We start from the raw sequence: 12,586 nt of genomic DNA on the forward strand, positions 1-12,586 counted from the left end.
CCGAACCGTCCCTCCGACCCGTCCGTCCGGAGCGACAGTCGCCATGCCCGGCACGACAAACGCGAGAGCAGGAAGGGCCCATGACCACCACGACGCCGTACCCGCCCGACCCCCAGGCCCCGCACAACGACCTCCCCGGCCGCGTCATGGCCCGCGAGATGGCCGAACAGCCCGCCGTACTGCGCCGGATCCTGTCCCAGGGCGCCCCGGCCATCCGCCAGGTCGCCCAGGAGATCGCCGCCCGCTCCCCGCGCTTCGTCCTGCTCACCGCCCGCGGCACCTCCGACCACGCCGCGCTCTACGCCAAGTACCTCCTGGAGATCCGCCTCGGCCTGCCCTGCGGTCTGACCTCGATGTCGACGACCACGGCCTACGGCGCGCGCCCCGACCTCACCGACGTCCTCGTCATCACCGTCAGCCAGTCCGGCGGCTCACCGGACCTGGTCGCCTCGACCCGGGCCGCCCGCGAGGCCGGCGCGATCACGCTCGCGGTGACCAACAACCCCGACTCCCCGCTGGCCGGCGTCTCCGAGTACCACCTCGACATCATGGCCGGACCCGAGCGGGCCCTTCCCGCGACCAAGACCTATACGGCCTCCCTCCTCACCCTGTACCTCTTCGTCGAAGGTCTGCGCGACGGCGACGGCAGCGCCGCCAAGGTGCTCCCGGACATCGCCGAACGACTGCTCGCCCGGCAGGACGAGGTCCGCACCCTCGCCGCCCGCTACCGCTTCGCCGAACGCATGGTGATCACCTCCCGCGGCTACGGCTATCCGACGGCCAAGGAAGCCGCCCTCAAGCTGATGGAGACCAGCTACATCCCGGCGCTCGCCTACTCCGGCGCCGACCTCCTGCACGGCCCGCTCGCCATGGTCGACAACGTCTCCCCGGTCATCGCGGTCGTCACCGACGGCAAGGGCGGCGAGGCCCTGCGGCCCGTCCTCGACCGGCTCCGCGGCCGCGGCGCCGACCTGGTCGTCATCGGGCCCCGGCACCAGGTCGAACAGGCCTCGGCCGGCTTCGTCCTGCCCACCGAGGACGTCGCCGAGGAGCTCCAGCCGATCCTGGAGATCCTCCCGCTCCAGCTCCTGGCCTACGAGGTCACCATCGCCCGAGGCCAGGACCCGGACGCGCCGCGGGCTCTGGCGAAGGTGACGGAGACGCGCTGAAGGCGCGTGTGCCGGGCCGCCGCCGTGGGCGACGCTCCGCCCCGACTCCCTCCTCCGCCTTGCACCTGCCCGCCCCCTCAGGCTCGAACAACCTCGCGGGCGAGAGCCGTATCGACGCGGATATCGCCACCGGCACCCTCCCCGAGGGCATCGACGCCGCCGCCCTCGCCCGGCACGTCGGCGCGATGATCCAGGGCATGGCGCAACAGGCGCGCGACGGGGCGAGCCGCGAGGAGTTGGAGGCGCTCGTGGAAATTGGCATGGCCATCTGGCCCCGCACATGAACCCACACGGGTTAGGCTGCGTGATGTATGCGAGGGCGTCCTACAAGTTCTCCAACTGGTTCGGAGCCCGGCGAAGAAGCGTCAACAGCAAACACGCTCCAACGCATGGACACACCAGAGTGGTCTAGTCCACAATGCGAAGGAGTGCGTAGTACGAGTACGCACCGACTTCCGCCTTCCCCGCACAGGAAGGCGGACGAGGAACCGGAGCTCTCTGCCCTGACTGCCCCGGATCCTCATCCTTCGGCCGACTGGGACCGCACACCCCACGGCCGATATTGCTCCGGGCTGCGGTGCCGGGAGGGTTGAGGGTCCCTCTCAGGCGCCGCGGCCCGCGGGTGTTTTCACGGCCGGTTCCCGTTCCCAGTGGCTGGTTTCGAACGATGTCCGTACCGCCAGGTACGCTCGGCCCCGTGCCCTCCATGAACGAACTCGTACGCCAGCACACGGCCCTCGACGACTCCGACCTCGAGTGGCTCCACCTGCTGGTCTCGGAGTGGCAGCTGCTCTCCGACCTCTCCTTCGCCGACCTCGTCCTGTGGGTCCCCACCAGCGACGGCACCCGCTATGTCTCCGTGGCGCAGATGCGGCCCAACACCGGCCCGACCTCGTACCAGGACGACATGGTCGGCCATCTCGTCCCGCGCGGCCGCCGCCCGATGCTGGACGCCGCGCACGACGAGGGCCGGATCGTGCGCGAGGGCGACCCCGAGTGGCGCGAGGAGGTGCCGGTCCGCGTCGAGTCGATTCCTGTACGACGTGACGGGCGCGTCCTGGGTGTGATCGCGCGCAACACCAACCTGCTGACCGTGCGCACCCCCAGCCGGCTGGAGCTGACGTACCTCCAAAGCGCCTCGGATCTGGCGCAGATGATCGCGGCCGGCTCGTTCCCGTTCGCCAATCAGCAGGTCGACATGGACGCCTCGCCGCGCGTCGGCGACGGCCTGATCCGCGTCGACGCCGACGGCACCGTCCAGTACGCCTCCCCGAACGCGCTGTCCGCGTACCACCGCCTCGGCCTCGCCTCCGACCTCGTCGGCCAGCACCTCGGCAGGACCACCGCCGAACTCGCCCCGACCCACGGGCCGGTGGACGAGGCGCTCGCCAAGGTCGCCAGCGGCTGGGCGCCCCGTAACTTCGAGATCGACGCCAATGACGGGGTCATCCAGTTCCGCGCGATCCCGCTCAAGCCCAAGGGCACCCGCATCGGTTCGCTGGTCCTGCTCCGGGACGTCACCGAACTGCGCCGCCGCGAGCAGGAGTTGATCACCAAGGACGCCACCATCCGGGAGATCCACCACCGGGTGAAGAACAACCTCCAGACCGTGGCGGCCCTGCTCCGCCTCCAGGCCCGGCGCATCGAGTCCGAGCGCGGCCGTGAGGCACTGGAAGAGGCGGTCCGCCGAGTCGGCTCGATCGCGATCGTGCACGAGACGCTCTCCCAGAACCTCGACGAGCGCGTGGAGTTCGACGAGATCGCCGACCGGGTGCTGGCCATGGTCGCCGAGATCTCGCCCGGCAAGGTCAACGGCCGGCGCACCGGCCGCTTCGGCATCCTGGACGCCGAGGTCGCCACCCCGCTGTCGATGGTCCTGACCGAGATCCTCCAGAACGCCCTGGAGCACGGCTTCCGCGAGGGCGAGACCGGCACGGTCGAGGTCTCGGCGGTCCGCGGCGGCACGACGAAACAGGTCCGCCTCCTGGTCACGGTCCAGGACGACGGCGTGGGCCTGCCCGAGGGCTTCGACCCGCACACCGCGGGCAACCTCGGCCTGCAGATCGTACGGACCCTGGTCGAGGGCGAGTTGGGCGGTTCGTTCGACATGGTTCCGGCACCGGAGCGGGGGACCAGGGTGATCCTCGACATTCCGGTGCGGGCGCACAAATAGCGCTGCCCTGGACAGCAAAGAGCCCCAGCCCGTTCAGGGGGCTGGGGCTCAACATGCTCGTTGCCAGCATTCGCTGCGCATCGGGGGTACTGCGCGCTGCGGCTCGGGGGCGGGAGATGCGTACTCGCTGTACGCGCCGCCAAGCTCAGGCTGTTTGCGGGGCGGGTGTTGTCAGGCGGAGGCCTGACGGGCCCGGTTGCGGGCGGCGCGGCGCTTCATGGCGCGGCGCTCGTCCTCGCTGAGACCACCCCAGACGCCGGAGTCCTGACCGGACTCGAGCGCCCACTGCAGACACTGATCCATAACGGGGCAGCGACGGCAGACGGCCTTGGCTTCCTCGATCTGCAGCAGCGCAGGACCGGTGTTGCCGATGGGGAAGAAGAGCTCGGGGTCTTCCTCGCGGCAAACGGCGTTGTGACGCCAGTCCATGGCTGCTACCTCTCCTTGGTATTACGTGCTGATTGCTTGTGAATGTGAACGCTTTCACGAATCCCTCAACAAGTGAAGGGCCGAACGCCAGGTTCCCTGGCGAGGTCCTGTGATTTGAAGAGGGGTTCCGGTGATCAGTGGAGGCCGGTCTTGCGGGCCGTCCCGATCGCCACGTAGAGACTCGCAAACCTCAGCGACGGATACAACCCCTTCCGGAAAGTTTTTTTTGATTCCTCGGTGTCGACTAGGTCACAGCCGTACTTCCATGGGGTGGATCCTGGCCTAAACGTTCGAGTGAAAGGACTTTAGCCCGTTCCGCTCACACAATCACACGCAGTGCATGGCGTACGCCTGTGAACGTCACGCTCGTACGCAGCCCCAGGTGGTCGCCGTCCATCTGAAGGGGGAGCGGGACCTTCGAATGCAAGGTGAACTGGTCCAGGTCGTGCAGCGTGACCGCATGCTTTCCATGGGCTCCGCGCTCGGGGGACGAAGTGAGCAACTGGGTGGCATACCGGGCAACCGACACGGTGGACATCCGGCTGAGACCGAGTACGTCGAGGCCCGTATCGAACGAAGCCTTAGGTGCCGCGTACACCGGACGATTGCCCAAATACGTCCACGGAGCGGTGTTGCAGACTATGGACAGCACCAAATCGGTCACCGGTTCCTCGCCCGTTCGCTCCAGCGAGATCGTGCCGTGCCGGCGGTTGGGCTCGCCCAGGAACTGGCGCAGAGCCTGGCGGAGATAGAGGGCGTGGGTGGATTTCCGGCCCTGCTCGCGCTGCTGCTCGACCCGGCCCACCACACCTGCGTCGAAGCCGAGCCCCGCGTTGAAGAGGAACCAGCGGGACGGCACGGCCTCGTCGTCCGAGCCCGGGGTTCCCGAGGTCAGGCCGAGTCCGACCGTACGTTCGCTGCCCTCGCGCAGCGCGTCGAGGAGGGCGCCGGTCGCCTCGACGGGGTCGTTCGGCAGGCCGAGGGCGCGGGCGAAGACGTTGGTGGAACCGCCGGGGACCACGGCCAGGCCGGGGAGGTGCGCCGGATCCGGGCCCGCGTGCAGGAGGCCGTTGACGACCTCGTTGACGGTGCCGTCGCCGCCGAGGGCCACGACCATGTCGATGTCGTCGCTCTCCGCCGCCTGCCGGCCGAGATCGCGGGCATGGCCGCGGTACTCGGTGGTGACCGCTTCCAGCTTCATCTCGCTGGCGAGCGCGTGAATCAGGACATCGCGCGTACGTGCGCTTGTGGTGGTTGCTGCCGGATTGACCACGAGAAGTGCACGCATGAGTTGCAGCGTACCTACTGGGGGGTACCGGGCACAGGTCGAGGTAGGGATCAAGTAAGAGAGGGGGCGTGAGTCTCGACACGGGGGGACTGCCGTCGGCCGGGCCGGGCCACCGGGCGGCGTGGCTGAAGAGGTGCCCGGTGTTGCTGCGGACGGGCTGGATTGTGCGGGCCGGCGTCGGTCAGGTGCCCTCGGAGGGCGATGACGCGGAGGGCTACCCTTCAGGGGTGACCAAGGAGCAGAGCCCCATCAGCCCGGAAATCGCCGGTCCGCGTCCGCGGCGGCTGACGTATGCGGCGGTGTTGACCGCGCTGGAAGGGGTGGGCCTCGCCGTCGGGGGCGTCTGGGTGCTCGTGCTGGGGGTTGCCGGTGATCCGGACGACCGGCAGCAGGCCGTCACCCTTGGTGTGACCCTGATCGCACTCGCGCTGCTGCCGCTGCTCGCCGCGCGAGGGCTGTTCGCCCAGCGCAGCTGGAGCCGCGGGCCGTCCATCATCACGCAGATCCTGGCGCTGCCGGTCGCCTACAGCCTCTTGCAGGCCGACAGCATCGCCATCCCGGCGGGGATCGCGATCGCCGTGATCGCGATCGCCACGCTCGTGTTCCTGATCAACCCGGCGACGACCCAGGCCCTCGGCATCCGGGGGCCCGGAAACGCACCGGATCAGAAGTAGCCGGCGGCTACTCCTCCACCAGCAGCTTCTCCCGCAGCTGCGCCAGCGTGCGCGCCAGCAGGCGCGAGACGTGCATCTGGGAGATGCCGACCTCCTGCGCGATCTGCGACTGCGTCATGTTGCCGAAGAAGCGCAGCAACAGGATCCGCTTCTCACGCGGCGGGAGGTCCTCGAGCAGCGGCTTGAGGGACTCGCGGTACTCGACGCCCTCCAGCGCCTCGTCCTCCGCGCCCAGGGTGTCCGCGACCGCCGGGGACTCGTCGTCGGTGTCGGGGACGTCCAGGGACAGCGTGGAGTACGCGTTGGCGGACTCCAGGCCCTCCAGGACCTCCTCCTCCGAGATCGCCAGCTTCTCGGCGAGCTCATGGACGGTCGGGGAGCGGCCGTGCTGCTGGGACAGCTCGGCGGTGGCCGTGGTGAGCGCGAGGCGCAGCTCCTGGAGCCTGCGCGGGACGCGCACCGCCCAGCCCTTGTCGCGGAAGTGACGCTTGATCTCGCCGACGACCGTCGGGGTCGCGTACGTCGAGAACTCGACGCCGCGCTCCGGGTCGAACCGGTCGACCGACTTGATCAGACCGATGGTGGCGACCTGGGTGAGGTCGTCCAGCGGCTCGCCGCGGTTGCGGAAGCGGCGCGCGAGGTGCTCGACGAGCGGCAGGTGCATCCGGACCAGCCGGTTGCGCAGCTCCGCGTACTCCGGGCTGCCGTCCTTCAGCTTGCGCAGCTCGATGAACAGGGCGCGTGCCCCGCTGCGGTCCTGCGGGTCGTGCTGCGTGGCTTGCGCGCCGTGCGCGCCCCTCGCCTCGTCGGCGTGTCGCTCGTGCTCGCTCATCGTCCCGCCCGTCGCCCTCTCCCGAGCCCTCGCCCCCGCTCGGACTGGGGAGACCCCGATCCGACCGCCCAGAGGCGCGCCCTGCACAGCACCGTCGTCCTCCCGGCCGTCGCCCGGGAAGCCGGTCTCCACGGAGTCGTCCTCCGGGTGCGGCCGGGCCTGCTCGGGAATGCCGTCGATGCCGTCCGCCATGCGTCGGGAACCGCTCGGGCCGTCAGGGCCCGTCCCCGGACTCCCGGCTCCGCCCGAGCAGGGGGGAGTGTCCGGCAGCTCCCGTGTGCCGCGCTCTTCGTCCCGCACCGGCCCGTCCCCGTTCCTCACGCCGGCCCGGGTCCCGCGCCGCGCTGTTTGTAGAGGCTGATCGAAACGGTTTTGTCCTCGTCCACGGCGGAGGAGACCTTGCCCGCGAGGGCCGACAGGACGGTCCAGGCGAAGGTGTCCCTGGCGGGGGCGTGGCCGTCCGTGGTCGGGGCCGAGACGGTGACCTCCAGCGAGTCGTCGACGAGCCGGAAGACACAGCTGAGCACGGAGCCGGGCACGGCCTGCTGGAGCAGGATCGCGCAGGCCTCGTCCACCGCGATGCGCAGGTCCTCGATCTCGTCGAGGGTGAAGTCCAAACGGGCGGCGAGGCCGGCAGTCGCCGTACGCAGCACCGACAGGTAGGCACCCGCGGCCGGCAGCCGGACTTCCACGAAGTCCTGGGTCGCGGGCTCGCCTGCGATCTGGGACACCCTCACCTCCAAGGTGGTACAAGCTTCTCGGGGCCGAGGGTCGCCCCCCGGGGTAACGCGATGTGTGGTTCAGCGGTGACGCTACCGCGCTCTGAACTTTCCTGTCCCCAGGACCCCAACCCCTTGCTGTCACTCATAGTAAACACACGGATACGCTCCGTGGCTAGGGGGTCTGCGGGCCCAATTGGGAAGAGCGCGCGCCGGTTTGACGTACCCAGACGTCAGACGGTCGAACCGTCCGGATCCCCAGTGGTCCAGCGTACGTCGGCGTCACACCAGTACGTGGTCGACAAAGCACCAGCGCCACTGCTCGCCGGGCTCGAACGTCCGCATGATCGGGTGCCCGGACTCCTTGTGGTGCTCCGTGGCGTGCCGTCCCGGCGAGGAGTCGCAGCAGCCGACGTGACCGCAGATGAGGCACAGCCGCAGCTGGACCGGGTGCCAGCCCTCCGCCAGACACTTGAGACACGTCTCGCTGAGCGGAGCGGGTTCCGGGTGCGGCAGCGCGTCGGCATGCGTGCACTGTTTCATGATTGCCAGGTTACGACGGCCACGCGCACACCCGCGCGGAAAAATCGAGGGCGGGCTGCTGCGACTCCTCGCCGGGACGGCACGCCACGGAGCACCACAAGGAGTCCGGGCACCCGATCATGCGGACGTTCGAGCCCGTGGTGGCCAGGTTCCGCGCGGCCGCCGTGCCGAGACTCTGCTGCGGCTTGCCCTGCTCAGTGCGGACCTCTTCGCCTACCGACATAAGGAATTGCCCTCCCGGTCATGCGCCGACGCCGATCCGCGCCCGCATCGCGGCCATCGTGAACCCGCGCGGATCCACCTTCCCGGGCTGCCACTCCAGATGGCCGATCACCGACCGTTCCGTCCAGCCGTGATGACGGCAGACGGCCGCCGAGACACGTTCGATCGCGTCCAGCTGGGCCTCCGGCCACGGATCCACTCCGTCACCCAGGTTCTCGCACTCGAAGCCGTAGAAATGGCGGTTGCCGTCGGTGTTGGCCTCGTTGTCGGGCGGCAGGGCCGTCTCCGCGATGACGGCGCGCAGGACGTCGTCGTCGCCGAGGCCGGCGTGGTTGGCGCGGCCGTAGCCGACGAGGTGGACCCTGCCGTCCTTGGTGATGACGCCGAGGCAGAGCGGGCCCGGCAGCCCTTCGTAGCCGTTGCGGCACAGCTCCACCGTGTGTGCGCTGCCCTTGGTCACGGTGTGGTGGATCATCACGCCGTGGACGGGGCCCCACGGGCCCACGTGGTTGCGGTTGTGGTGCTCCCAGTCGCCGACCTCGACGAGGGTCGCGCCCTCCGCCCGGAGTCTCTCCAGGAACCTGCTCGCTGACATGGGTGTGGCCATGGCCGACCCCTTCATGCCGTGCGTCGGCCGCCGTCCGCGGCCGCCTCGTACCGGTGCTCTACCGAAAACGGGCAGAGGGGACTCCTCGCATCGCACGTTGTGCGATGCGTTTTGGACAGGCGCCGACAGCGGTTCAGGTGGACAAGGTCCTCCTATTTGCCCAGTGGCCCGTGATCCATTCCCGCTCTTTCGTGTAATAGCACCAGCACGCTCCGTAATGGAAAGCTCGGTGGTGCAGATCGCGATGCGTGGCGCCAGATCGGCGTCGGCGCATGACCGGGAGGGCAATTCCTTATGTCGGTAGGCGAAGAGGTCCGCACTGAGCAGGGCAAGCCGCAGCAGAGTCTCGGCACGGCGGCCGCGCGGAACCTGGCCACCACGACCAAGTCCGCGCCGCAGATGCAGGAGATCAGTTCCCGCTGGCTGCTGCGCATGCTGCCTTGGGTGAATGTGCAGGGCGGCACGTACCGGGTGAACCGGCGACTGACCTACGCCGTCGGGGACGGCCGTATCACGTTCGTCAAGACCGGCGATCGCGTCGAGGTCATCCCCGCCGAGCTGTGCGAACTGCCGGCGCTGCGGTCGTACGAGGACGAGGAGGTGCTCTCGGAGCTCGCCCAGCGCTGCCAGCAGCGGGAGTTCGCGGCGGGCGCCGTGGTCGCCTCGTTCGGCAGCCAGACCGACGAGGTGTACCTGCTGGCGCACGGCAGGGTGGAGAAGCTCGGCACCGGCCCCTACGGCGAGGACGAGTCCCTCGGCGTCCTGGCCGACGGCGCCTATCTCGGTGATCAGGCCCTGCTCGACGCCGACGCCATCTGGGAGTACTCCGTCCGCGCGGTCACCGCCTGCACGGTGCTCGTGCTGCCCCGCCAGGACGTCGAACGGGTCGCGGAGCGCGCCGACTCGCTGCGCGAGCACCTCGAACAGCTGCGGGCGATCCCGGAGCAGCGCACCAACAAGTACGGCGAGCGGGAGATCGACCTCGCGGCCGGCCACAGCGGCGAGCCCGACATCCCGCACACCTTCGTCGACTACGAGGCCAGGCCTCGTGAGTACGAACTGAGCGTCGCCCAGACCGTGCTGCGCATCCACTCGCGCGTGGCCGACCTCTACAACCAGCCGATGAACCAGACCGAGCAGCAGTTGCGGCTGACCGTGGAGGCGCTGAAGGAGCGCCAGGAGCACGAGCTCATCAACAACCGGGAGTTCGGGCTGCTCAACAACTGCGAATACGACCAGCGGCTCCAGCCGCACGACGGTGTGCCCAGCCCCGACGACATGGACGAGCTGCTGTGCCGGCGGCGCGGCACCAAGCTGTTCCTCGCCCACCCGCGCGCGATCTCCGCGTTCGGGCGCGAGCTCAACAAGCGCGGACTGGTGCCCGAGACCATCGAGATGGCCGGCAACCGCATCCCCACCTGGCGCGGTGTGCCGATCTTCCCGTGCAACAAGATCCCGGTCACCGACGCCCGCACGACCTCGATCATCGCCATGCGTACGGGCGAGGGGGAGCAGGGCGTCATCGGGCTCCAGCAGTCGGGCATCCCGGACGAGATCGAGCCGAGCCTGTCCTGCCGCTTCATGGGCATCAACGAACAGGCCATCATCAAGTACCTGGTGACGGCGTACTACTCGGCCGCGGTCCTGGTGCCGGACGCCCTCGGCGTGCTGGAGAACGTCGAGATCGGGCGCTGGCGGTGACCTTCCCCGCCCGGCGCGGCTTCGCCGGCACTCTCGTCGGAGTCGCGCCGTGTCCCGCGTCCTTCGCGTGGGTAGACCTTCGGGGTAGGCGCCCAGCCGTAGCGGAAGTGCCACTGTCCGCCGACTCTCCGAGGCGATGCCATGGGTGAGTTCATGACGGAGACGCAGCAACGCCCCGCCGGGGCGCGGCCGTCCACCGAGACGCTCGAAAGGCGGGGGCCCATCGCGACCGAAGGGGACGGCACGCCGGGTCCGCTCGACGGCCCCGAGGCGGCGGTGATCCTGGAGCGGGTGCGGGCCTCGGTCGACCCCGAACTGCGCGCCGCCATCGAGTCGCTGCCGCCCTCCATGCGCAAGATCGCGCTCTACCACTTCGGTTGGGAGCACCCGGACGGCACTCCGGCGGCGGGCAACGCGGGCAAGGCGATCCGTCCCGCCCTCGTCCTCGCGGCGGCCGCCGCGCTCGGCGGACCGGGGGCGCGGGCGGCGGCCGTACCGGTGGCGGTCGCGGTGGAGCTGGTCCACAACTTCACGTTGCTGCACGACGACGTGATGGACCAGGACACCACCCGTCGGCACCGGCCCACCGCATGGGCCGTGTTCGGCGAGCCCGACGCGATCCTCGCCGGTGACGCGCTCCAGGCGCTGGCCCTGCGGCTGCTGGCCGAGGATCCGCACCCGGCGTCCGCCGCGGCGGCGGCCCGGCTCGCGGACTGCGTCGTCGAACTGTGCGCGGGACAGCACGCGGACACGGCGCTGGAGAAGCGCGGCCCGGGCGAGGTCGGGCTCGACGAGGTGCTCGCCATGGCCGAGGCCAAGACCGGTGCGCTGCTCGGGTGCGCCTGTGCCGTCGGTGCGCTGTACGCGGGCGCGGCGCAGGAGGATGTGGCGGCGCTGGACGCGTTCGGCCGTGAGGCCGGGCTCGCCTTCCAGCTCATCGACGACGTGATCGGTATATGGGGCGACCCGAGCCACACCGGCAAGCCGGCCGGTGCGGACCTCGCCGCCCGCAAGAAGTCCCTGCCGGTGGTTGCCGCGCTGACCTCCGGCGGTCCGGCGGCGGCGGAGCTGGCAGCACTGTACGAGAGGCCTTACGACAAGGAGGACCTGCAGCGCACCGCGCTCGCCGTGGAGCAGGCGGGTGGACGTGACTGGGCGCAGGCCCAGGCCGCCGACCGGATGGCCCGCGCCATGCAGTCGCTGGCCCGCGCGGTGCCGGAACCGGAGGACGCGGGCGGACTGCTCGCCCTGGCCGAGTTCGTGACGCGGCGCAGCAACTGAGGGCCTCGGCAGCCGCCGACGTACCGTGCGAGACGGTGGGCGGCGGCCGACGGTCGTAGAGACTCCGGAGCTCCGGGGCCGTACGGTTCCTGACCCCGTACGGCCGGCCGGCGGCTCCGGACCGACGGGTCCCGCACATCCCCACGGTGTGCGGGGCCCGCCTCGTGCACCGGCCGGAATCCGACGCGTACCGGCCGGATTCCGACGCGCACCGGCCGGATCTCGACGGGTAACCCGCCGGATTCGTTGCACCGGCCGGATCTCGACAAAATGGCTGCGCGGACGCCGTGCCCTCGTCATCCGTCCTACGATCAAGGCCGGTTGAGACGAAGGGGCGGGTACACATCATGGGCGTCGCGATCCGGTCGGCGGGCGAGGAGGATCGGGAGCTGGTGGTGCGGCTGCTGGACGTTGCCTTCCAGGACGATCCGGTCAGCGGCTGGGTCTTCCCGGGCGAGGAGCATCGCCGTACCACCCACCACAAGTTGATGGCGGCGTTCACCGACATCGTGCTCGCCCATGGCCGTGTCGACGTCACCGAGGACGGCAGCGCGTGCGCGCTGTGGATGTCCGTGCCGGCCGAGGCACACGGTCAGGACGACGAAGGCCCGGCCCGGCTGCGTGCGGCCGTCGATCCGGAGAACGAGCGCGTCGAGCAGATAGGCCGGCTGACGGCCGCCATCCATCCGGAGGGCGAGGCCCACGAGTACCTGTGGATGATCGGCACCGCGCCCGAGCGGCAGGGCGAGGGTCTCGGCAGTGCGCTCATCGCCTCGGTCCTCGACCGCTGCGACCAGGAGGGCGTGGCCGCCTACCTGGAGGCGAGCAGCGCCCGCAGCCGGCATCTGTACGAGCGGCTCGGCTTCGAGCTCAAGGGCCGCCCCCTCGACCTCCCGGACGGCCCCCGGATGTGGCCGATGTGGCGCGAGCCGCGCAGCTGAGCGCAGC

13 protein-coding genes and 1 pseudogene are annotated in these 12,586 nt (G+C 70.1%); 7 read left to right on the forward strand and 7 right to left on the reverse strand.

Annotated elements, in window-relative coordinates:
- The first annotated feature begins 80 nt into the window (after window positions 1-80).
- From EAO75_RS04315 to EAO75_RS04325, 3 genes and pseudogenes are all read left to right on the forward strand, one after another.
- Complete coding sequence (locus EAO75_RS04315; protein ID WP_147993650.1) at window positions 81-1,169, forward strand: SIS domain-containing protein; 1,089 nt, start codon at window positions 81-83, stop codon at window positions 1,167-1,169.
- A 92-nt stretch (window positions 1,170-1,261) separates the two neighbouring features.
- Window positions 1,262-1,453 (forward strand): annotated as a pseudogene (locus EAO75_RS04320) (TetR/AcrR family transcriptional regulator); the annotation flags it as partial.
- Window positions 1,454-1,875: 422 nt separating this feature from the next.
- A complete protein-coding gene (locus EAO75_RS04325; RefSeq protein ID WP_147994284.1) occupies window positions 1,876-3,342 on the forward strand; it encodes a sensor histidine kinase in 1,467 nt (488 codons plus the stop codon).
- A 171-nt stretch (window positions 3,343-3,513) separates the two neighbouring features.
- Here EAO75_RS04325 and EAO75_RS04330 read toward each other — a convergent pair whose 3' ends face one another.
- Together EAO75_RS04330 and EAO75_RS04335 are read right to left on the reverse strand one after the other, a co-directional pair.
- Window positions 3,514-3,771 (reverse strand): WhiB family transcriptional regulator, encoded by a 258-nt coding sequence (locus EAO75_RS04330; protein ID WP_006142322.1) that lies wholly within the window; start codon window positions 3,769-3,771, stop codon window positions 3,514-3,516.
- Window positions 3,772-4,090: 319 nt separating this feature from the next.
- Window positions 4,091-5,059: a diacylglycerol/lipid kinase family protein gene (locus tag EAO75_RS04335; RefSeq protein ID WP_147993651.1), complete on the reverse strand. Its 969-nt coding sequence runs from the start codon at window positions 5,057-5,059 to the stop codon at window positions 4,091-4,093.
- 227 nt (window positions 5,060-5,286) lie between these two features.
- Between EAO75_RS04335 and EAO75_RS04340 the strand changes: the two genes are divergently transcribed.
- Complete coding sequence (locus EAO75_RS04340) at window positions 5,287-5,733, forward strand: hypothetical protein (protein ID WP_147993652.1); 447 nt, start codon at window positions 5,287-5,289, stop codon at window positions 5,731-5,733.
- Between the two features lie 7 nt (window positions 5,734-5,740).
- Here EAO75_RS04340 and EAO75_RS04345 read toward each other — a convergent pair whose 3' ends face one another.
- From EAO75_RS04345 to EAO75_RS04365, 5 genes are all read right to left on the reverse strand, one after another.
- Window positions 5,741-6,865, reverse strand: coding sequence for an RNA polymerase sigma factor SigF (locus EAO75_RS04345; RefSeq protein WP_187284303.1), 1,125 nt, complete (start codon window positions 6,863-6,865; stop codon window positions 5,741-5,743).
- Between the two features lie 17 nt (window positions 6,866-6,882).
- Entirely contained in the window at window positions 6,883-7,296 is a 414-nt protein-coding gene (locus EAO75_RS04350; protein WP_019058277.1) for an anti-sigma regulatory factor, read from the reverse strand.
- Between the two features lie 270 nt (window positions 7,297-7,566).
- A complete protein-coding gene (locus EAO75_RS04355; RefSeq protein ID WP_147993654.1) occupies window positions 7,567-7,827 on the reverse strand; it encodes a UBP-type zinc finger domain-containing protein in 261 nt (86 codons plus the stop codon).
- A 10-nt stretch (window positions 7,828-7,837) separates the two neighbouring features.
- Window positions 7,838-8,050, reverse strand: coding sequence for a hypothetical protein (locus EAO75_RS46470; RefSeq protein ID WP_147993655.1), 213 nt, complete (start codon window positions 8,048-8,050; stop codon window positions 7,838-7,840).
- 18 nt (window positions 8,051-8,068) lie between these two features.
- The gene (locus EAO75_RS04365; protein WP_187284304.1) at window positions 8,069-8,656 is read right to left on the reverse strand and encodes an N-acetylmuramoyl-L-alanine amidase; all 588 of its coding nucleotides are present in this window, start codon (window positions 8,654-8,656) and stop codon (window positions 8,069-8,071) included.
- A 294-nt stretch (window positions 8,657-8,950) separates the two neighbouring features.
- Here EAO75_RS04365 and EAO75_RS04370 point away from each other — a divergent pair, with 294 nt between their 5' ends.
- The 3 genes from EAO75_RS04370 to EAO75_RS04380 all read left to right on the forward strand — a co-directional run bounded on the left by EAO75_RS04370 (window position 8,951) and on the right by EAO75_RS04380 (window position 12,579).
- A complete protein-coding gene (locus tag EAO75_RS04370; RefSeq protein WP_147993656.1) occupies window positions 8,951-10,357 on the forward strand; it encodes a family 2B encapsulin nanocompartment shell protein in 1,407 nt (468 codons plus the stop codon).
- 141 nt (window positions 10,358-10,498) lie between these two features.
- Window positions 10,499-11,638, forward strand: coding sequence for a family 2 encapsulin nanocompartment cargo protein polyprenyl transferase (locus tag EAO75_RS04375; protein WP_147993657.1), 1,140 nt, complete (start codon window positions 10,499-10,501; stop codon window positions 11,636-11,638).
- A gap of 347 nt (window positions 11,639-11,985) precedes the next feature.
- The gene (locus EAO75_RS04380) at window positions 11,986-12,579 is read left to right on the forward strand and encodes a GNAT family N-acetyltransferase (protein ID WP_147993658.1); all 594 of its coding nucleotides are present in this window, start codon (window positions 11,986-11,988) and stop codon (window positions 12,577-12,579) included.
- The last annotated feature ends 7 nt before the right edge of the window (window positions 12,580-12,586 follow it).

The sequence above is a fragment of the Streptomyces sp. UW30 genome, from assembly GCF_008042075.1.
Taxonomy (GTDB): domain Bacteria; phylum Actinomycetota; class Actinomycetes; order Streptomycetales; family Streptomycetaceae; genus Streptomyces.

Bases quoted from the DNA above. Each gene is read 5' to 3' on its own strand.
- EAO75_RS04315 (WP_147993650.1), top strand. From the start codon at position 81: ATGACCACCACGACGCCGTACCCGCCCGACCCCCAGGCCCCGCACAAC.
- EAO75_RS04325 (WP_147994284.1), top strand. From the start codon at position 1,876: ATGAACGAACTCGTACGCCAGCACACGGCCCTCGACGACTCCGACCTC.
- EAO75_RS04330 (WP_006142322.1), bottom strand. From the start codon at position 3,771: ATGGACTGGCGTCACAACGCCGTTTGCCGCGAGGAAGACCCCGAGCTC.
- EAO75_RS04335 (WP_147993651.1), bottom strand. From the start codon at position 5,059: ATGCGTGCACTTCTCGTGGTCAATCCGGCAGCAACCACCACAAGCGCA.
- EAO75_RS04355 (WP_147993654.1), bottom strand. From the start codon at position 7,827: ATGAAACAGTGCACGCATGCCGACGCGCTGCCGCACCCGGAACCCGCT.
- EAO75_RS46470 (WP_147993655.1), bottom strand. From the start codon at position 8,050: ATGTCGGTAGGCGAAGAGGTCCGCACTGAGCAGGGCAAGCCGCAGCAG.
- EAO75_RS04365 (WP_187284304.1), bottom strand. From the start codon at position 8,656: ATGGCCACACCCATGTCAGCGAGCAGGTTCCTGGAGAGACTCCGGGCG.
- EAO75_RS04370 (WP_147993656.1), top strand. From the start codon at position 8,951: ATGTCGGTAGGCGAAGAGGTCCGCACTGAGCAGGGCAAGCCGCAGCAG.
- EAO75_RS04375 (WP_147993657.1), top strand. From the start codon at position 10,499: ATGGGTGAGTTCATGACGGAGACGCAGCAACGCCCCGCCGGGGCGCGG.
- EAO75_RS04380 (WP_147993658.1), top strand. From the start codon at position 11,986: ATGGGCGTCGCGATCCGGTCGGCGGGCGAGGAGGATCGGGAGCTGGTG.